This is a genomic window from Dyella sp. 2HG41-7 (genome assembly GCF_021390675.1).
Taxonomy (GTDB): domain Bacteria; phylum Pseudomonadota; class Gammaproteobacteria; order Xanthomonadales; family Rhodanobacteraceae; genus Dyella_B.
Genome location: NZ_JAJEJV010000004.1, coordinates 3,179,261 through 3,198,998, shown reverse-complemented (window position 1 = coordinate 3,198,998; position 19,738 = coordinate 3,179,261). Strand labels below are relative to the sequence as shown.

19 protein-coding genes are annotated in these 19,738 nt (G+C 58.8%); 8 read left to right on the top strand and 11 right to left on the bottom strand.

Annotated features, from left to right (window positions below):
• Positions 1–13: 13 nt before the first annotated feature.
• The gene (locus L0U79_RS15765; protein WP_233843192.1) at positions 14–1,309 is read left to right on the top strand and encodes an MFS transporter; all 1,296 of its coding nucleotides are present in this window, start codon (positions 14–16) and stop codon (positions 1,307–1,309) included.
• A gap of 331 nt (positions 1,310–1,640) precedes the next feature.
• Complete coding sequence (locus L0U79_RS15760) at positions 1,641–3,452, top strand: beta-1,3-glucanase family protein (protein ID WP_233843191.1); 1,812 nt, start codon at positions 1,641–1,643, stop codon at positions 3,450–3,452.
• A 52-nt stretch (positions 3,453–3,504) separates the two neighbouring features.
• Here L0U79_RS15760 and L0U79_RS15755 read toward each other — a convergent pair whose 3' ends face one another.
• The 3 genes from L0U79_RS15755 to L0U79_RS15745 all read right to left on the bottom strand — a co-directional run bounded on the left by L0U79_RS15755 (position 3,505) and on the right by L0U79_RS15745 (position 6,624).
• On the bottom strand, positions 3,505–5,226 hold the full coding sequence (locus L0U79_RS15755; protein WP_233843190.1) for a cytochrome c biogenesis protein DipZ: 1,722 nt from the start codon (positions 5,224–5,226) through the stop codon (positions 3,505–3,507).
• A 164-nt stretch (positions 5,227–5,390) separates the two neighbouring features.
• Positions 5,391–6,149, bottom strand: coding sequence for an alpha/beta hydrolase (locus tag L0U79_RS15750; RefSeq protein ID WP_304488656.1), 759 nt, complete (start codon positions 6,147–6,149; stop codon positions 5,391–5,393).
• 169 nt (positions 6,150–6,318) lie between these two features.
• Positions 6,319–6,624, bottom strand: a complete 306-nt coding sequence (locus L0U79_RS15745) for an antibiotic biosynthesis monooxygenase (RefSeq protein ID WP_233843189.1) — start codon at positions 6,622–6,624, stop codon at positions 6,319–6,321.
• A 111-nt stretch (positions 6,625–6,735) separates the two neighbouring features.
• Here L0U79_RS15745 and L0U79_RS15740 point away from each other — a divergent pair, with 111 nt between their 5' ends.
• The gene (locus L0U79_RS15740) at positions 6,736–7,698 is read left to right on the top strand and encodes a helix-turn-helix domain-containing protein (RefSeq protein ID WP_233843188.1); all 963 of its coding nucleotides are present in this window, start codon (positions 6,736–6,738) and stop codon (positions 7,696–7,698) included.
• 113 nt (positions 7,699–7,811) lie between these two features.
• Here the strand turns inward: L0U79_RS15740 and L0U79_RS15735 are convergent, their stop codons facing one another.
• From L0U79_RS15735 to L0U79_RS15725, 3 genes are all read right to left on the bottom strand, one after another.
• On the bottom strand, positions 7,812–8,654 hold the full coding sequence (locus L0U79_RS15735; protein ID WP_233843187.1) for an enoyl-CoA hydratase/isomerase family protein: 843 nt from the start codon (positions 8,652–8,654) through the stop codon (positions 7,812–7,814).
• A 67-nt stretch (positions 8,655–8,721) separates the two neighbouring features.
• Positions 8,722–9,426, bottom strand: a complete 705-nt coding sequence (locus L0U79_RS15730) for an SDR family oxidoreductase (RefSeq protein ID WP_233843186.1) — start codon at positions 9,424–9,426, stop codon at positions 8,722–8,724.
• 326 nt (positions 9,427–9,752) lie between these two features.
• Positions 9,753–10,199 carry an Ohr family peroxiredoxin gene (locus L0U79_RS15725; RefSeq protein WP_233843185.1) on the bottom strand — a complete coding sequence of 149 codons (447 nt, stop codon included), beginning with the start codon at positions 10,197–10,199 and terminating at the stop codon, positions 9,753–9,755.
• 384 nt (positions 10,200–10,583) lie between these two features.
• On the opposite strand from L0U79_RS15725, the gene L0U79_RS15720 reads away from it, so the two are divergent.
• From L0U79_RS15720 to L0U79_RS15705, 4 genes are all read left to right on the top strand, one after another.
• Positions 10,584–11,024: a MarR family transcriptional regulator gene (locus L0U79_RS15720; protein ID WP_233843184.1), complete on the top strand. Its 441-nt coding sequence runs from the start codon at positions 10,584–10,586 to the stop codon at positions 11,022–11,024.
• Positions 11,025–11,208: 184 nt separating this feature from the next.
• Positions 11,209–11,574: a PadR family transcriptional regulator gene (locus tag L0U79_RS15715; protein WP_233843183.1), complete on the top strand. Its 366-nt coding sequence runs from the start codon at positions 11,209–11,211 to the stop codon at positions 11,572–11,574.
• The gene (locus L0U79_RS15710) at positions 11,571–12,509 is read left to right on the top strand and encodes a sensor domain-containing protein (protein WP_233843182.1); all 939 of its coding nucleotides are present in this window, start codon (positions 11,571–11,573) and stop codon (positions 12,507–12,509) included. The genes L0U79_RS15715 and L0U79_RS15710 overlap by 4 nt, the downstream gene beginning before the upstream one ends.
• A 12-nt stretch (positions 12,510–12,521) precedes the next feature.
• Positions 12,522–12,980, top strand: coding sequence for a DUF1579 family protein (locus L0U79_RS15705; RefSeq protein ID WP_233843181.1), 459 nt, complete (start codon positions 12,522–12,524; stop codon positions 12,978–12,980).
• 179 nt (positions 12,981–13,159) lie between these two features.
• Here the strand turns inward: L0U79_RS15705 and L0U79_RS15700 are convergent, their stop codons facing one another.
• The 3 genes from L0U79_RS15700 to L0U79_RS15690 form a co-directional block, all read right to left on the bottom strand.
• Positions 13,160–14,689, bottom strand: a complete 1,530-nt coding sequence (locus L0U79_RS15700) for a DUF1800 domain-containing protein (protein ID WP_233843180.1) — start codon at positions 14,687–14,689, stop codon at positions 13,160–13,162.
• Positions 14,690–14,816: 127 nt separating this feature from the next.
• The gene (locus L0U79_RS15695; RefSeq protein ID WP_233843179.1) at positions 14,817–16,016 is read right to left on the bottom strand and encodes a DUF1501 domain-containing protein; all 1,200 of its coding nucleotides are present in this window, start codon (positions 16,014–16,016) and stop codon (positions 14,817–14,819) included.
• Positions 16,017–16,035: 19 nt separating this feature from the next.
• Complete coding sequence (locus L0U79_RS15690; protein WP_233843178.1) at positions 16,036–17,616, bottom strand: DUF1800 domain-containing protein; 1,581 nt, start codon at positions 17,614–17,616, stop codon at positions 16,036–16,038.
• 160 nt (positions 17,617–17,776) lie between these two features.
• On the opposite strand from L0U79_RS15690, the gene L0U79_RS15685 reads away from it, so the two are divergent.
• Positions 17,777–18,382: a class I SAM-dependent methyltransferase gene (locus tag L0U79_RS15685; RefSeq protein ID WP_233843177.1), complete on the top strand. Its 606-nt coding sequence runs from the start codon at positions 17,777–17,779 to the stop codon at positions 18,380–18,382.
• Between the two features lie 26 nt (positions 18,383–18,408).
• Here the strand turns inward: L0U79_RS15685 and L0U79_RS15680 are convergent, their stop codons facing one another.
• Both L0U79_RS15680 and agaR read right to left on the bottom strand, forming a co-directional pair.
• Positions 18,409–18,708 carry a GIY-YIG nuclease family protein gene (locus tag L0U79_RS15680; protein WP_233843176.1) on the bottom strand — a complete coding sequence of 100 codons (300 nt, stop codon included), beginning with the start codon at positions 18,706–18,708 and terminating at the stop codon, positions 18,409–18,411.
• A 223-nt stretch (positions 18,709–18,931) separates the two neighbouring features.
• Positions 18,932–19,738 carry a transcriptional repressor AgaR gene (gene agaR, locus L0U79_RS15675; RefSeq protein ID WP_233843175.1) on the bottom strand — a complete coding sequence of 269 codons (807 nt, stop codon included), beginning with the start codon at positions 19,736–19,738 and terminating at the stop codon, positions 18,932–18,934.

Below are 19,738 nucleotides of genomic sequence, written 5' to 3'. Positions count from 1 at the left end.
GGATGCGAAGGCGGTGATCGACGACGTAGCCGAATCTGCGATGCCCGGGGTCCCGCCGATCGGGGCGACCGCCGAAGCAACCTCGCGTGGGCGTCTCGTCAGTTGGCCGTTTATCGTGGTCTACGCCGCGGCTTATACCGGCCTGTGGATGGCGTTGCTTCCACCGATCTTGGTGGGATTGGCGATGCGCGTACGCGTGCTTGCTCCCGTGCATGCAACCGGCAGCTTGTCGTTGGTGGTGGGCGTGGGTGCGTTGATGGCGTTGTTCGGCAATCCGTTTTTTGGACGGCTATCGGATCGCACAACCTCACGTTTCGGAATGCGCCGACCGTGGCTGATTGCAGGCGCCTTGGGCGGGGCAGTCGGGCTTGTGATCGTCGCGACTGCCGCGTCGATTCCGCACCTCTTGCTCGGCTGGTGCATCACGCAACTTGCCTATAACGCAGAATTGGCCGCGCTGGCGGCAATCCTTGCCGATCAGGTGCCGGTGTCGCAGCGCGGCACGGTGTCAGGCATTGTGGGGATCAGTTTGCCGGTGGGCATGATCAGCGGCACGTTTCTGGCGCAGGCGCTTGCTCATTTCACACTGGCCGCGTTCCTGGTGCCCGCCGCCATCGCGCTAATCAGCGCACTTATCCTGGTCGCGACGTTGCCCGATCAGCGATTGGCGATAGCGCAGCAAGCGCGCTACGGGTGGCGCGAATTCTTTGGAAGTTATTGGATCAATCCTCAGCGCTTTCCCGATTTCGCCTTGGCATGGAGCAGTCGTTTTCTGCTCTATGCTGGCATCGCGGTGCTGATGACGTATCAAGGTTTTTATTTGATTCGTCAATTGGGATGCGCGCCGGACGATGTTCCGCGGCTGATCTTTCTCTCCACGCTGGTGCAGTCGTGCGCGGTGGCGATCTTCAGCGCCTTGGGCGGTGGTTTGTCTGATGCCGTCGGGCGGCGCAAGGTTTTCGTGTCCGGCGCGGCGCTGGTTTATGCCTTGGCGTTGCTGATGATTGCATTCGCCCCTTCGTATGCATTGTTTTTCGCGGGCATGGCGATCGGTGGCGCGGCGCAAGGCGTGTATCTGGCCGCCGGTCTTGCTTTGGTGACGGATGTCTTGCCGGAACGCGAAACCTGCGCGGCGGGAAACCTTGGCATCTTCAATATCGCGAGCGTTCTGCCGCAGTCGCTGATGCCGGCTATTGCTCCGGGCATTCTGTGGGCGAGTGGGGGCAGTTTCGCGACGCTGTTCGCAGTGGCTGCCGTGCTCGTCGCGTTGAGCGCTTGGACCATCCGGCCGGTACGCGGCGTTCGCTGAGGGCGGCGTTCGCATCCTGACGAGTCGTTTGTCCGCGGGGCAGGGCACCTCGAGGCCCCGCACAAGCGCGCGCCCGCATGAGGCTCATTTTTCGTCCGTCCGTCATCTGTTGCGGGCCAGAGCAAAGCCGTCCGCTAGACGGTAGTCACAGAAAAATGACAGCGCTTGTATTTTCATTTTGACAGCGCTTGTACTTTCGACGGCTGGCGCTCCAAGAAAACCAGAAACTCCCGACGGCGACTGTCCCCACGCGGCTGCGTCGATGCGCACCGTGAGATCGCCTCATTCCTTCATTTGGCAATGATTTCATCCAGAGCAAAGGAGACAGTCCATGCAACAGAGCAATGCTTCGAAGGCCAGGTCGACACTGGCATTGAGCTCGCTGTGCACCGCGATTTGTGCGGCGCTTTCCACAACCGCGCTAACCGTTGCGCCGATACAGACTGTGCATGCGCAGGCAACCTGCGCGGTGGCCTGGAGCGCTTCGGCCGTCTATACGCAAGGTCAGACCGCGAGCGAGAACGGCATCAATTACGTGGCCAACTGGTGGACGCAAGGCAACGACCCAGCCACCAACAACGGCGGCGCCGGCAGCGGCCAGCCATGGACATCGCAAGGCAGTTGCGGCAGTTCGCCAGCTCCCGCGCCGACACCGACACCGACACCGACACCAACGCCAACGCCAACTCCGACACCAACGCCAACTCCGACTCCCGCACCTTCTGAGAGTTATGGCGCCATCGACGAGGCGGGCGGTGTGGCGCAGTTCTATGCCGATGGCGGCGCATGGGCGGATCTTCACTACACGCTCGCCGGTGGCAGCCAGCTCAACGTGCGCATGAGCAACAGCGGCACCGACAATACGTATCAGGTTTCCGGTCTCGCCAACGGCGAGCAGGTGAGCTACTGGTTCACGATCGGTCAGAGCGACGGATCGGCCGTCAACACGTCGACGCAGACCCTGACGTATTCGGCGCCTGCACCGTCTCCAACACCTACGCCGACGCCTTCGCCATCGGGTCCTGTATTTCCCACCGCTGGCACCACTTTCAACCTGATTAACGCCACCAATGGAACGTATGCCGACAGCCAGGTCTACTGGACAATGGTCGGACAAGATCCGGCACATCCCGGCACATTTGTGCATGTCGACTGCGCTGGCGACCTTATCCCCATGGCGCCGGGGGACAACGGCGCGTTGAGCAAGAACGGTCAGAGCTACGCCAACTATTCGATTCCGTTCTCGCAGTGCAAATCGTTCACCGTGCCGCAGATTCTTTCCGCGCGCATCTATTTGAGCGTCGCCAGCCCGATGTATATCCAGGCTGTCGGCAACCCGGTGTACGGCTACACCGGCCCGAATATCGATAACCCCAGCGATCCCAATATCGACGTGACGTTCGATTTCGTGGAAGTGAATATCAACGCCACGAATTTCTACGGCAACACCACGCGCGTCGATCAATTTGGCATGCCGATTCGTTTAGAGCTGCAAGATCCCAGCGGTTACGACCACACGGTGGGCGAGACGGAATCGCGTGCGGCGCTGTTCCAGGAATTTGTGGCGCAAGTACCGCAACCGTTCCAGTCGTTGGCGCAGGTGCAAGCGCCGTATCGCATCGTTGCGCCAGCGCATGGAAGTTTTGGCGCGGGCGGCGCGCAGGCCACGTATCTGGACAGCTACATTCAATCCATCTGGAATCAATACCGCACGCAGTCGCTGGTGTTCACCGATGCGCAGGGCACGTTTACCGGCAATGTCGTCGGTAATCAATTCCAGTTTACGGATGGTCAAGGCACGTACTACATCAACAACATGCCTACGACGCAGGAAGTGCTGCTGGGCAACGGCGTGCTCAACGACGCCAGCAATGCCGCAGCAGGCGTGGCGACGGCTAAGCAACTGCAAATCCAGGCGCAGTTATGTGCCGCGCTGAATCGCCATGTCGCCGAGAACGCGGCGGCGTGGAGTACGTCGGGGGATTTCTACAACAGTACGCCGACCAACTCGTACTCGTCGTTCTGGCACGCGCACAGCATCAACGGACTGACTTACGGTTTCCCGTATGACGATGTCGGCGGTTTCAGTTCGTCGTTGATCGGCGCCAATCCCACGGTGGCTACTATCACCGTCGGTTGGTAAGGGAAGGATTGGAAGGCCCCACGCGATGGGGCCTCCCAAGGTTGAGCGCTAATCAGCCAAACGTGAAGGCATACGCCTGCACGCCCGGATCGAGGAACAGAATTTCGAAAGTGTGCTCACCACGATCGTTGGCGAGCCGCACGAGCTGATAGAGGCGTTGCGCGGTGACGGCGCCGTTGCCATCCGCATCGATGTCAGCGCCATGATCGACGCCAGGTACTTTGCCGTCGATCAGCACGCGGAAACGCACGGGCTTACCGTCGTGACCAGGGCCCAACACCACATGCAGGTCGCGGGCGCGGAAGCGATAGACGATGCGTCCAAGGTTGCTGTCGAGCCGCACGCTTTCTTTGTTAATCGTCCAATGACCATCGAGTGCCCACTGGTTGGCCGTCAGTGCGAGCGGTACTTGATATGTCGAGCTCCTGTCTTGCGTCACGCTGCCGCCCGCAAAATTTTCGGCACGGTCGTAACCCAAGTAAGTTTCCGGCGAGCGCGTGGCGTCGCCGGAGCCGGCGGCCTCCGCACCTTGCGCATCCGGTTGTACGTAGCCGCCTGGCAGATTCTTTTGGCCGGCGTCGGCGAGCATTCGACGGATGACGTCTTCGCTCTGCTTGTAATCGCCTTCGCCGAAATGGTGGTGGCGAATTTGTCCCTGCGCGTCGATGAAATAATGTGCAGGCCAATACGCGTTATCGAAACCTTTCCAGATGGCGTAGTGATCGTCGAGCGCTACCGGATAGTCGACATGCAAATTTTTTATGGCGTCGGCGACATTGCGCGGATCTTTCTCGAAGGCGAACTCGGGCGAGTGCACGCCGATCACCACCAGTCCGTGATCCTTGTATTTGTCGGCCCAACCGCGCACGTAGGGCAGCGCGCGAATGCAGTTGATGCAGGAGTAGGTCCAGAAATCCACCAGCACCACTTTGCCGCGTAACGATTGCGCTGTAAGCGGCGGACTGTTGATCCATTGCGTTGCGCCATCCAGCGAGGGGAAGTCGCCTTCCACGGGTAACGATGCGCCGGCTTTGACCGTGGTTTGCTCAGCAGGCGCAGGACGTATCGCGTTGATCAACGTCTGTTCGATCCCACTCATGCTGATCAGCGATACGCGCGTCAGGAATCCGGCATCCAATCCCAGCGCAATGGCGGCGACACCGGCCAAGACCAGCAAACCTAATCCGCGACGCACCCACTCGCCGACACCCAGCGAACGCTTCATCAGCGCGAACACACGCCCGCCGATGGCCAGCGCCAACGCCAACGACGTTGCAGCGCCCGTCGCATACACGAGCAGCAACAACGTGGTTTGCACGTTGGCCCCGTTAAGCGCCGCGCCGGTAAGCAGCAAGCCCAAGATCGGGCCCGCACAAGGCGCCCACAGCAACCCGGTCGCAACGCCCAGAGCAGCTGCCGACAGCACTGAATCGTTTTCGCTGTCGCCATGCGGAGCGAGCTTGTTGCCGAGCGCGACGAATGGACGGCTAATCCAATCGGCGATTCGTTCTGACATCAACGTGAGGCCAAGCACGGCAAGCACCGCCAAGGCGACGATGCGGCCGTACTGGTTGGCGCGAATGGCCCATCCGCCGCCCACCGCGGCCAAGCTAGCCACCAGGGCAAACGTTAGCGCCATGCCGATCAACATCGGCAATCCATTGCGTGTGAACGGACGATCCGCGCGCGCGAAAACAAAAGGCAGCACCGGCAAGATGCACGGACTGAGGATAGTCAACACGCCGCCGAAGTAGGCAAGGATAAGTAAAAACATACGAGCACACCCGTGGTGGATTCAAAGGACTACGTACACGCCCCACATACGGGCGTGCGCATAGCGTCAAAATTGAGAGGTTGTGAGGCGATGACCAGGGTGCGCGGATGACACAAAGCGCATATCTGCGATGGGGGAGCGCCCCCCATCGAGATAGTCGGCCATCAATTCGTCTGCTTTGCAGCAGCCTCGATCACGCGAGCGACCGTTACCGGTTGCGACATAAATGAAGCGTGGCTTGCGGCAATTTCCGTCACCTTGGCGTTCGAGCGTTGATACATCCAGCGCTGAAGCTCTGGGCTGACGATGCGATCTTCCGTGGTAAGCACCGCATAGCTGGGTTTGGTGTGCCATGCCGCCACGGAGATGGGCGCAGCCATCGCTTTCTGCGCGAGCGGCTGCTGCGAATCGGCTAGGAACGCAGCCTGTGCAGGTGAGAGATCCGCCGCATAAGTCGCGCGGAATTTCTCCGCCGGCAGGTAGAAATATTTGTCCGGCGTTGCCCGCATCGCATCGTTGGGTGCGGCGAACTTCGACAGCAATTGACCGCTGGCTTCGCCGACATCGGGCTGCAGCGCAGACACATACACAAGCGCGCTGACTTTCGGATCGGCGCCGGCTTCCGTAATCACGGAGCCGCCATAGCTATGACCCACCAACACGACCGGGCCGTTCTGTTGATCCAGAACACGCTTGGTGGCATCGACATCGTCGGCAAGGCTGGTGAGCGGCTCTTGCACGATGGTTACATGGAAACCGTCTTTGATCAGAATATCGTGCACGGCGTGCCAGCCTGAGCCGTCCACCAATGCGCCATGGACGATGACAATATCTTTTGCGGCAGGTGTTGCCGCGGCGTGAGCCATCGGGCCGCCCAAGGCGAGCAGCAAGGCAACAGCGATCTTCTTTCGTAATGCGTGCATTTCAATCTCCAAAAGTTTTGTGAGGCGCACGACGTTTTGCGTGAATCAATCAACGTCGTGCCGGTGTTGAGCAAAGGTGGAAGACGCAAGTCGATAAAGAGCGCACCCCGTATCCACGCGCGTTCGGCCTTGCCGATTTGCAGTAGTGCGAGATACGGGGCGCGGCGACTCAGCCCAATTCGTTCTTCATCGCGAGCACATCGATCGGCTCCACCGACGGCGGAGTGGCCAGCAGCTCACCGGCACGCGCCATCAGCGCCTTGGCCATATCGCCGTTAAGGTGTGCTTGGCGGCCCGCTTCGTTCGCGAAAGCGTCGAAGACGCCGAACGTGGCGGGCGACAGTTGGATGGCGAACCAGATCGGCGTCGCCGCTTCCCGATTCGTCATGTCTAGGCCGGCGGCAAGAAAATCCGCTACGGCCTGCTCTTTGCCCGGCTTGGCTTCGAGCCGGACGAACAATCCACATTTCACCATCGTCGTTTCTCCAGTCATTGCTTAGGGTGGGCTGCGCAGTGGGCGAAACTTTACAAATGGCTTGGGTGCGCTAATATTGGCTCGATTGACATCTTTAGTATTGATCGTGCCATGAAAATTGCCGTGCTTGCGCTGGAAGGTTTGTTCGATACGGGCTTGACCACCGTGCTCGACGCATTGGCGACGGCCAACACGCTCGCGCAGTGGATGGGTATTTCCACGCCGGGTTTTGATGTGACGGTGATGGGCGTACGACCGCAGGTGCGCACGGCGCTCGGGCTGCAGGTGCCTGTGCGCGATGCGGCCAACGCGCCGACTCCCGAATGGGTGATCGTGCCGGCGCTCGGCAACATCGTGGCGGAGCAATTGCTTCCAGCGCTCGGGCGCGACGATGTAGTGGATGCGCTCGGTGTTTTACGTCGGTGGCACGGCGCTGGCGCACGTCTTGCTGCGGCGTGCACCGGCACGTTCGTATTGGCGGAAAGCGGCTTGCTCAATGGCTGCGAGGCCACCACGACGTGGTGGCTTTCACCGGTGTTTCGTCAGCGCTATCCCGATGTGTGCCTGGATGCGCATCGCCTTGTCGTTCCCAGTGGCGCGATGGTGACGGCAGGCGCGGCGCTCAGTCATCTCGACCTTGCGCTATGGCTGATCCGCAACAACAGCCCCGAACTTGCGGCGCTTGCCGCCAAATACCTTGTTTACGACACACGACTATCGCAGTCGGGCTACGTGATTTCCGATCACCTTGCGCATTCCGATCCGCTGGTCGAGCGATTCGACCGATGGGTGCGCGAGCGTCTCGATTCGGCGCTCACGCTCGATGCGATCGCCGAATCGCTGGGAACCAGCAAGCGCACCTTGTCGCGACGACTCGATGCCGTCGTGGGCAAGACGCCCGTCGAGTACATTCAAGACTTGCGCATCGAGCGCGCCGTTCAACTGCTGAAAACCAGCAAGCTCAGCGTCGATCAGATCGCCGGAGAAGTCGGTTATGCGGACGGCGTCACGCTACGCACGCTGCTGCGCCGCAGGCTTGGAAAGGGAATACGCGAATTGCGTCCCCGGGAGTAGATCCGGTCTGTCGGCAACGTACGTGCATCGCCGACAACCGTTGGTGTCATCGCCAAATGGGGTATGACCCCAAAGGCTGTCGTGCTTTGGGTCCAAGGCTTGCGCGTTTGTAATCAGCTCGGCTGTGCAACGGCCGCATCGTTGGACGCTGGTCCGAATGAAGGAAGGTAACTTCCAAAATTCATTTCGAAGTCGCTCGCAACGCCGTATTCCATGTTGCGAATTTTTACGCGTCGCGCTCGCGCGCCTGGCGAGGCCAGTGTCGAGAAGAATGCATCGGTGCTCGACTTGAGTTCGGCAGCGGTCGGCACCCCGAATCGATTGAGCTGGGCTTTCGCTGCAGCCAATGTTTCGCGGTCGAACGAATCCATGCGCCGTACCAGCGTGTCGACAAACGCGTCGAGGTCTTTATCGTCGAGCGTGCGGTTCACCAAGCCGTAGCGCTCCGCGACATCGGCATCGAAATCGTCGCCGCTGAGCACGATTTCAAGCGCTCGCGAGCGGCCGACCAAGCGCGGGAGCCACTCCAGCGCGCCGCCGCCCGGGATCAATCCAACGCCGACTTCGGGATTGCCGAACAACGTGTTTTGCCGGCTCGCAAAGCGCATATCGCAAGCGAGAGCCAACTCGTTGCCGATGCCGCGCGCGCGGCCACGAATCTTGGCGATGCTCACGACCGGCATGGAGGCGAGGCGCAGCACCACGTCGCGCCAAACGCTCAGCACTTCCGGGCGCTCAGCGGCCTTGGCGACATCGAGGTGAGCGATAAAGAAATCGGGATTTGCCGACTGGAACACCACGGCCTTCACGGTTGGATCCGCTTCGAGTTCGGTGATCAACAAAGCCATTTCGTCGATCGTTGTGGGGGTGAACATATTGATCGGCGGGTTGTTGAACGTGATCGTCCACACGCCTGGATACGTGCGGTCGATATCGAATTGCGAAAGTATGCGCATGGCGCGTCTCCTGCATGTAACGAGTTGTGCGAGTATCGCCGAGTGCTTCGGTGGCCGCGTATCGATTTCAACTGACCTGGGGCAGGTAGCTCGGCCTGGCGGCCGTCATGCCTTGCTTGACCTTCAAGGTGATGTCATCGGCGAGCACCTCGTCCAGGCCGGCTTCGAGTCCGTCGAGCGCGCGCTTGACGATATCTTCGGCGCTGGTCTTGGGCGCATCGAAATCGCGCGCGAGATCGGTGTCGACAAAGCCCATATGCAATGCCATCACTTGTGTCTGCTGATTCAAAAGTTCGTTGCGCAATGAGTTGGTGAGCGACCACGCGGCGGCCTTGCTCGCCGCATAGGCGGCCATATTGCTGCGATTGATCCACGACGCGACGGATAACACGTTGAGCAACGCGCCGCCGCCATTGGCCTTTAGGATCGGCGCAAACGCCTTGCTCATCCCCAACATCGCGAAGAAATTAGTTTCGAAGATGCGTCGCGTGACCTCTTCGCTGTCCGCACCGAGAAAACCGCCCAGCTGCGCGATCCCTGCGTTGTTGATGACCAGCGTCACATCCGATGCCAGTTCTACAGCGGCGGCAAGATCATTGGCGTTGGTGACATCCAAACGCAAGGGCTGAACACCGGGTTGGACGATCGTCGCAGGGTCGCGCGCGCCGGCGTAAATTTTGCGGGCGCCGCGTGCGAGCAACTCGCGCGTAAATGCCAGTCCGAGGCCGCGATTGGCTCCCGTGACAAGGACGACAGCGTCTTTGATTTTCATATGGATTTCCGTAGGTGAGGGGGAGTAGGTCACTACTGCTGTCGTCCTGGCAACGAGCGACCGAGCCGATCAAATCGCTGCAGGAATACGACGCTCCGGAATAAGCCGACGTGAAAAGATCGGAAGAATTCTCCGGTTCGTCGATGCCATATTTCGACGCCCATGCGTTGCCAGCGAAAGCGTTAGTGATGAGGAAAGAACTTGTTTGGCGCGTGCCCCGCCAAAGACAAGTTGGCCGTTGGCGAGTGGGACGCAACGCACTTCTGCGGCTCCCGAAAGAGAGCGCGGCCGATCGGTCAATTCAGACCTATCGGCCGCAGCGCAGTTCACGCAGTGATAACGTTCACGGCGACTTCGATATTGCCCTTCACCGCTTTCGAATAGGGGCAGATTTCATGTGCGGCGTGAACCAATTTTTCCGCCAGGTCCTGATCCAAGCCCGGCAAGCGGACAGTGAATTTGGCCGCCAAAAACCAGCCCGGACCGGCTTGACCGACGTCGACTTGAATATCCACCGCAAAATCGGCCGGAAGCGTAACCTTCTTCAGCGAAGCGGCCAGGCCAAGCGCGGTGATGTAGCAGGCCGACCAGGCGCCTGCGAAAAACTGCTCGGCCGTCGGGTGGGGCACGGCGCCGATAAATTCGTGACTGTCGCCACCGGGAGCGGACAGCTGAATATCGACGACGCCATGATCGCCGCGTTGGGCGTTGGGGTCGTGGTTTACCGTTGTGTGGGTAAAGCCGGAGAAGATGACGTTTTCGATCTTGGTCATGACGGATTACTCAATGTGGGTTGATTGTAATATCGGTAACGATTAAATCGTATGCGATGTATATAGGCTAGGCCGATCCCGGAGAGTCGTCAAGAGCTTTGCCGGCATCAGGGATATGCATCGATAGCGATTAGATCGCATGCGATGTAAATATAATCTCGCGACCGGAGCGAGGTGTCAAGCGGTTTTTTTAAAGTGGCGATCCGTGAGAGCCGAAAAGGCTCGCTCCTGGGCCATTCAGGCCGCCTCCCTTGGACCGCGAACCCGGTCGACTCCGCCCTTGATTGGATTCAAGTCGCCAGGAAATTCAAGCGATACCGATCATCTCGCATGCGATGTATAATCGGGCATTGCGGAATCTTCTCCGCCAGACCGAGAAATCGCATGAAAACGAACGTGAAGCTGGCCGAATACCTCTGCTTTGCCGTGTATTCGACGAACCTGGCCTTTGGCAAGGTGTATCGACCCATTTTGGACGAGCTTGGCCTTACCTATACGCAATTCGTAACCATCATTGCGCTTTGGGAAGAGGGCGAGCAGACCGTTAGCAGCCTAGGCGAAAAGCTCTTTCTCGAATCGAACACGCTCACCCCGATCCTCAAGAAACTCGAAGCCATGGGCTATGTGGAGCGCGTACGCAATCCTGCCGATGAGCGGCAGGTGTTTGTGGGTCTGACGAAAAGCGGTAGACGACTGCGCGAAAGAGCTTTCATCGCGGATGTGGTCGATGCCTGCGGCCTTACGTCCACGGAGTTCTCGAAGCTGCAAAAGGACATCGTGAAACTTCGCTCGAATCTTCTCACCGCGCTGCACGATGAGGATTGAGCGATTTACACCGCGCACAAGTTCAACGGGCCGTATTGGCCTCTGACGTGCGAGCTCACTATGAGTTTGGCCCGTAAAGGGCAGCGCTCTACGGGCCTCCCGCCAAGCATGACTTCATACCCATGAACTAGTGTTGACTTCACACTACTATGCTCTCCAACATAAGTGGAAGGGCGGGGCAGTCGTGGACGATAGCGCGGCCCATCTCAAGAAATTTCAGAAAGAGCTGTCGACAGGCACAGTGTCGCTTGTGTTGTTGGCAGTGCTTGGGCAGTCGCGACAGCCGTTGTACGGCTATCAAATCGCCAAGCGATTGGAAGAGCTCGGCGAGGGTGTGCTGGCGGGAAAGCAGAGCGCGCTTTATCCGGTGCTGCGCAATCTGGAAGGCAGCGGTTTGCTGGGCAGCGAGGTGGAGCCTTCGGTTAGCGGGCCGCCGCGGCGTTATTACCGCATTACGAAATTGGGACGCGAAGTGTTGCGAGAGTGGGTCGCTGCGTGGGAGGGCACGCGCGATTCTGTCGACAGGGTTTTGCAAGGAGAGTTGCGATGAATACGGCTGCAACAGGGGCGCCAACCACAATTGCCGAATATCTGGAGCAATTGCGAACGGCTTTGCGCGGTGCGGATCCGGCATTGATCCAGGACGCGCTTTACGACGCGGAAGAGCATTTGCGCGCCGAGCTGGCCGAACAGCCGGGACGCAGTGAATCGGACATGCTCGCCAAAGTAGTAGGCAGCTACGGCGCGCCAGAAGAAGTGGCGGAGCTTTATCGCGATCAAGAGATCAAGATCCAGCGCGCCTTGCGTCCACCGCCGCGGCCGAAGCAGCGTTCGTGGGCGGGCCATTTCTTCGGTGTGGCAGCGGACCCGCACACCTATGGCGCGTTGTTCTACATGGTGTTGGCGCTGGCGACGGGCATCTTCTATTTCACCTGGGCCGTCACCGGAATCAGTTTGTCGTTCGGCTTGTCGGTGTTGATCATCGGTATTCCGTTTGTGGTGTTGTTTCTGGGTTCGGTGCGCGTGCTCTCGCTGGTCGAGGGGCGTATCGTGGAAACCATGCTCGGCGTGCGCATGCCGCGACGTCCCGCGTTTTCGACGCGCGGCATGTCGTTCTGGAAACGCATCGGCACCATGTTCAGCGATCCGCGCACATGGGGCACATTGGGTTACATGATCCTGATGCTGCCGCTCGGCATCATCTATTTCACGATCACCATCACGTTGCTTGCAACGTCGATCGCGTTGGCCGCTGCGCCAATCGTGAAGCTGGTTCTCGAATCCATGGGCATGACGCAGTATTCGCAGTGCGACGGCCCGTCGTGGGTGTGCGACTGGGTGACTTGGTGGTCGGGTTGGCCGGGCTCGATTTTGGCCAGCATCGTCGGTATCGCCATGTTCTTTGCGACCCTCCACATCGTGCGCGCCATGGGCTATCTGCATGGACAAGTCGCCAAGCATTTGCTGGTTGCCGGCAACGACTAGGAGTCCGCGGTCATGGCCCCTCTGGAAATGAACGCACTGGCGGAATTGGTGGGCGAATGGCGTGGCGATGAAACCATCGCTACCACGCGCTGGGGGCAAGGCGGTAGCGCCGTCGGGAATGTGAGTGCGCGGTTCGATCTCGGCGGCAAGGCGTTGTTGCTGGACTATCGCGAAGAACGCGACGGTAAGCTCGCGATGCAGGCGCACGCAGTGTTTGTGGCGAAGCAAGAGCCCGGCGAATATGCCTTGTACTGGTTCGACAGTTACGGGTTTACGCCATCGCAACCTGCAACGGGGCATTGCGATGGCAGGCGCCTGGTGTTTTTGCGCAGTTCGCAGCGCGGACAAACGCGCCATATTTACGAATCGGTGGCGGATGGCGTTTATCGTTTGATGCTGGAGAGTTCGTTTGATGGTGGCGTTAATTGGGAGCCGGTTATGCAAGGCGAGTATCGAAGGTTGGATGCTTAGTGCGCGCCCCGAGATACAAGATGCCGCAGAGTGTCGTCGCCCCGGCGAAGGCCGGGGCCCAGTGTCTTTGCGTTAGAGCTTAAGGCACTGGGTCCCGGCTTTCGCCGGGACGACGATCGAAAAGAGTGGAAAGGCTCCAGACGCTGGATGCCGTCAGCTTTGATCGCTAGCTTGTGCGCTCAGCGATAATTGAGATCCGGCGACGCCAGCAGAAACGTATTCCATTCCTGTTGCGACGTCGCTTTCGCCAACGCATCGCGTGTCGCTTGCGACAGGTACGGATCGATGGCCTGGTAATACAGGCGCGTTGTGAGCATCGGGAAGCCTGCCGCGCGCGTCTTGCTTCCTATCGGCGTAAATAGTTGGTTGTTGCCGGTGCCGATCGCATTGGCGATATCGAATCGCTTCGCCATTTGCCCGGAACTGGACCACGCTTCGTTGTCGAGTGGCCAGCCGTCGGGAGTGATGCGCCCGAATAGAGGCTGATCCAATTGATTGAGCCAGCCGACCATCGGTTGCGCGTTGACAATCGGCGTTCCATCGAACGCCAGCCGCACGGACGAGACGACGAACTGGGTGGGATCTTTGAATTTCTTGCCCGAGTGGGTGAGCAAGTCCTTCGATTCGAACATTACGCGCACGACTTGGGCGATATCGCCATCTGTGCGTTGGAAGACGCTGGCCATGCGCGCTACAAGTTCGGGTGGCGGATTGTCGGAGACGAAATAAGCCGCGAGTTTGCGCGAGACGAATTGTGCGCATGCGGGCTGTTTTACGATCAAATCGACAGCCTGCTTTACCTCGTCGTAACCGCTTCCTTTGATGGCTTTTCCAAGCAATACCTTATCGCCGAAATCGTGCCGTTGCGGATTGAACTCGAACATGCCGTCGCGCACGACCAGCGGCGCCATCGCCGGATTGAACTGCTGAGGTTTGCCATCGACAGGCGCAACGCCTACGCCGGTGAGTATCAATGCGAGTTGTTGCACGTCCTGTTGGGAATATCCAGCATTGACGCCGAGCGTATGCAACTCCATCAGCTCGCGCGCGTAGTTTTCGTTGACGTGACCTTTGGCGTTTTGCGCGTTGTCGAGAAACTCCAGCATCGCTGGGCTCTGCAACGTCGCCATCACCAAATCGCGGAACTTGCCCAATGCGTGGGGGCGGATCGCGTTCTGTTCGTAATCGGCCAATTCCCAGCGCACGCGCCCTTTGGCAGCGTACACGCTGAAATGATTCAGCCAGAACCACACCATCTGTTCCTTAAGCTGATTGGGCCCGTAGATCGCGTGCAGCAATTCGGCTTGTTGCGCTTCCAGCCCGACTTGATTGCCGTGCTGCTGAATCGCTTTATTGACGGCAACTTTTTCGGGGCCGTCAGGCATGGTGCGAACCTGCTGTTGTTCCTGTTGAAGCGAGGCTAGCAGTTGATCGAGCGGCGTATGGAAGGCTTCGTAGGCGTCGATCTGGGCCGCGATGGGTCGAGGCAGGGTGTCGCCAAGGCGATCGTCGAGTTGCTTCTGCAGAAACGCTTTGCGGCCTAACGCGCGATATTGTGTAACCGTCGCGCTATCCAAGCCAAAGCTATCGCGACGCAACCAGACGATATCCTGCGAACTGAAGTTGGTGTTGGTGACGGCAGCGATAGATGTCGATGCAAGCAGCAAGGTTATCGACAGCGACAAGGATGCGAGTGCAATCGGGCGCATGCGAATCTCGACTATGGGCGTGAGCGCTAAGTGATACGGATACTGCCATACGAACACCTACCGACGGTTACGCGAAGTTCACGCCTTGATGGCGTGCTTCGCGCAACGCATGCGTGCGGGGTGAGCCTCAGACCAATTGCAAATCGCGCGGTGTCGCGCCCGGGAAAACGGACTGAAGTTGATTGCCGCGTAAACCCCAGACCCGCGCAAGCAAACCGCTATAGACATCGCGGTAATTATTGAGCACTTGATAGTCCCGATTCTGCAGCAAATTCTGCTGATTTACGGCCACTTGTTCGCCTGCGATACGTCCGCCATTGACCTTGCCGCCTAATACCCAGTGCACGGTGCCGTGGCCGTGATCCGTGCCACGGTCACCGTTTTCGCGGAATGTACGACCGAATTCGGATACCACGACAACCGTCGTATTGTCCCACTCACTGCCGAGCGTCGCCGCATAGGCGGCCAAGCCTTCGCCGAGATTACGCAGATTGTTGGCCAAGCCGCCGGTCACATTACCTTGGTTGACGTGGGTGTCCCAACCTCCGACGTCGACAAAGCCAAGCCGATATTGATCGCGCATCAAAGTAGCGATGCGCTGCGTTTCTTTCGCGAATCCATTCGCGTTCGGCGCACCGCGACTGGCTGCGGCCATTTCGTTTTGCAGATCCTTCGAAACCGTGGTGCGAAGACTCAAGCCGTCCGCCGCTGCGGAGGCCAGCGACGTGTTTTTGTACATACCCGCGAGAATCGCCGATTGCCGATCGTCGAAATGCGCCTTCGTGTCGCCGCGCAAGGAGATATTCGGAATGTCCTTGCCTGCGCCTTGGAAGCTGAGCGGCAGGCTATTGGTGAACGCGATCGCCGGCGTGTCGGTCAGCACGCTGGAGAGGCGTCCCAGAAAACCCGAGCGGAAATTGCCGCCTTCGCTCGACGGCTCGCCGCGTTCGATATTGTCTTGGGTCTCGAAGTGGCTGCGTGATAGATCGTCGGTGCCGGCGAAAGGAATAAAGACCGCCTGCTTCTTTTGCCACATCGGATAGATCGAGTCGCGCAGCACTGGGTTGAGACCCCAGTTGGCGTCGAGCGGTATGGTCGTATTTGGATTGTTGGCGTCTGGTTTAGCGATCGCGATCGTCGGGCGCGACTCGTAATAGAAGTCGCTGCCATACGGCACCAGAAAGTTATTGCAGTCGTAACCGCCGCGCAGAAACACAAACAGAAAGCGCGGCGAGTTGGTCGGCGCTGCAAAAAGTCTGCCGGAAAGCGATAGCGCGGGCAGGGCGGTAGCGCTGGCAGCGGCAAGCAGGAATTCGCGACGGTTCATAACGATCCTCTTTATGATCTCAGCGATAGTTGAAGTCGGGTGACGCCAGCAGAAAGGTGTTCCATTCCACTTGCGAAGTCGCTTTTGCCAGCGCAGTGCGCGTGGCGTCGGACAAATTCGGTTGCAGCGTCTGTTGGAACAAAGCGGAATTGAGCATCGGCGGATCGATGTGCACCACCTCGCCGTCGCCATTGGCGAACAAGCGATTGCGTCCGCTGCCGATGGCGCGCGCAACGTCGAAGCGCTTCGCCATCTGACCGGAGCTGGACCAGCTCGCATCATCGCTTGCCCAGCCGTCCGGCGTGATGTGGCCGTACACGGGTTCGGCCATCTGATTGAGCCAGTTCACCAGTGGATCCGCGTTGGAAATCGGCTTGCCGTCGTAGCTCAAGCGCATGGCTGACACCAGGAATTGCGTGGGGTCTTTGAACTTCTTGGCCTCGCCCTGCGTGATGTACTTCGACAGGAACATCGTGCGCAACACGGCGGCAATATCGCCATCAGTGTTTTGGAATGTTTTTGCCATCGCATCCACGAGCGCGGGCGGTGGATTATCCGAAACGAAATAAGCCGCAAGCTGACGCGAAATGAATTGCGCACACGCCGGTTGCGCGACGATCAGATCGACCGCCTGTTTGATTTCGTTGAAGCCAGAGCCTTTGATGGTATGGCCAAGGAACTGCTTGTCGGAGAAGTCGTGCCTGCCGGGCAGGAATACGAACAAACCGTTTCGTACAATGCCGGGACGCTGATTTAAGAAATTTCCGTCGATGCCGTCGACGACATTCCTTTCGCGTTGCGGGACGATTCCCGCGCCGGTAAGGATCAGCGACAACTGCTGCACATCCTGTTGCGTGTAGCCGGCGTTGACGCCTAACGTATGCAACTCCATCAATTCGCGCGCGTAATTTTCGTTGGTTTTGCCGCGGATATTGTGCGCATTGTCCAAGTACAGCTGCATGGCCGGGCTTTCCAGCGTAGCCATGACCAAGTCCTTGAACTTACCCAGCGCATTCGGACGGATGACGTCTTCTTCATAGTCCGCCGCGAACAAACCGACACCGCCTTTGGCCGCATAAATATTGAAGTGGTTGAGCCAGAACCACACCATCTGCTCTTTCAATTGGTTGCCGCCGTAAATCGCGCGAAGCAGCTCGATTTCGGCGCTTTGGCGATACAGCTCGCGGCGGTATTTTTGAAAATCCTTCTTCGCCATGTCCTTGGCGTTGGTGTCGGCGGCGTCGACTTCCTTCACTTTTTTCTGCTCGTCGCGATATTCCGCCACCAGCTTGGCGGGCGAGGTGTTGTAGACCTCGTAGCTGTTGATCAGCGGCGCGACGGCGGGGGGAAGGGGATCGTCGCCGCCGGCGAGTTGTTGATCGAGAAAGCGGGTGCGCCCGAGTTCTCGATAGCGTTCGATCGTGGCGCTGTCCAGTCCGAAGGTGTCACGACGTAACCATGCGATGTCGTCGGCGCTCAATGGCGCGCTTTGCGTTGCCTGTGTTGGGAGAGACGCAACGAGCGGCGCCGCGCCGACCAGCAGCAACCCCAACCAAGCTGAACTTCTTAGTCGCCGAAACCCTGCAATGCCGATAGCCATATCGGGACTTCCCCTGTTGGACCTTACGCCCTCAACGTGCGGCCACGGGATGCGCTGACCGAAAGGTTGCGAATGGTGACGAATATTCGGCGGTGATTCACAAATTCAGGGCGCAACCGTTAAAGCGGAGTTACGATGCACGATCCCAAGGAGCTCTAGCATGCGCAAAACTTACGACCAAGCCTATTTCGACAAGTGGTACCGCGATCCGAAGCACGCCGTGCGGTCCGCGGCGACGTTGAAGCGCAAGGTCGCGATGGTCGTGGCGCAGGCGGAGTATTACCTGGGCAGACCCATCCGCAACGTGCTCGATGTGGGATGCGGCGAAGGCGTTTGGCGCGCGCCGTTGCGTGCATTGCGCCCGGATGTTCATTACCGCGGATTGGATGCCAGCGAATACGCAGTGCGTCGTTTCGGGCGCAGCCGCAATATCGGATTGGCAAGTTTTGGTCAATTGGCCGAACTGCGATTCGACACGCGCTTCGATGTGATCGTGTGCACGGATGTTTTGCATTACCTCAAGCCTGCCGAGATTCGCGCGGGATTGGTTGGCATCGGCGAGATGCTTGAGGGCGTCGCGTTTCTGGAAGTGTTTACCAATCGCGACGACGTGGATGGCGATCATCACGAACTGCAGCTGCGCGCGCCGTCTTGGTATTTGCGCGAGTTTCGCGAAGTGGGGTTGTTACCTTGTGGATCGCATTGTTATTTGGGCCCGCGCTTGGAGCGGTATATTTCTGCGCTTGAAAGGGCACAGCTTGTGTGAGATTTCCTGCCTTCTACGTTGCCAAGTCATTGGCATAGCAACGTAGGGTAGAAATCAATCCAATCTGGATTCACCGCTTCGATTAGGCGGATTTTCCAAAAGCGCTTCCATTCCTTGAGTTGTTTTTCGCGTGTGATGGCGGATTCCATGGTCGCGTGAAGCTCGTACCAAACCAAGGTATGCACGTCGTGTCGATTCGTGAATCCTTCGACGAAATCGTTCTTGTGCTGCCATATGCGTTTGATCAAATTGCTTGTAACGCCAATGTACAGCGTTCCATTTCTACGGCTTGCAAGTACGTAGACACAGGGCTGCTTCCCATCCATAGGGATGCTTCTCCGTTACGAAGTGTCATTCCGGCGAAGGCCGGAATCCAGTCCAAATAAACCGTGCGAAGCACATTCAAGCTTCTTTATGTTGTGTGCTTCGCACAGCACGTTTGTACTGGATTCCGGCCTTCGCCGGAATGACGTACGGTAGTAGGGAGCTGTAAGGGAATGGTGCGATTAAAAGAGCGCAGCGTCCGTTTAGGCGTGCGAGACGGGGTCCTCAAACCTGCATCACCTTCACACCCGCATTGCGCAGCGCATCCAACATATCCGGCGCCGCGCTGCTATCGGTAATCACCGTATTTAACGTCTGCACCGGCGTAATCACGGACAAACTGCGCTGTCCCAGCTTGCTGGCGTCGAACACGGCGATGGTTTCGCGCGAGACGCGAATCATCAGCGCATTGAGCGAGGCTTCGAGCGGGTCAGGCGTGGTGACGCCGACGTCGGGGTCGAGACCGTCGACGCCTAGAAATAATTTATCGGCGGAAATACGCGAAAGCGCCTGTTCGGCATCCGGTCCGACCAGCGAATACGACGTCTGACGGAGCAAGCCACCAAGCATCATCACGCGGATATTAGGCAGGCCCGAAAGCTCCAGCGCGATATTCAACGCGTTGGTGACGACGGTGAGCGAGTCGAACTTCATCTGCCGGATCTGCCGCGCAATTTCCGCGGTGGTGGAACCGGAATCGAGAATGATGGTGTCGCCGTCGTTGATGAGCTTGGCGGCGGCCTGGCCGATGCGCAGCTTCTGCGGATGCGAGCGCGTCTCCTTGATATTCAGCGGAATATCGTTGGTGACGGCTTGCGTGGCGGGCAAGGCGCCGCCGTGCGAACGCGCGATGGCGCCGACGCGGGCCAGCGCTTCCAGATCGTTGCGGATGGTGACGGTGGAGGTGCCGAAGCGAGCGGCCAGCTCTTCCACGGTGGCGCGGCCGTTGGATTCGATGTGCTCGACGATGAGGCGCCGGCGCTCCTCAACCAGCAAACGTTGCGAGGGGGCGGCAGCGCGGATTTCATTCAT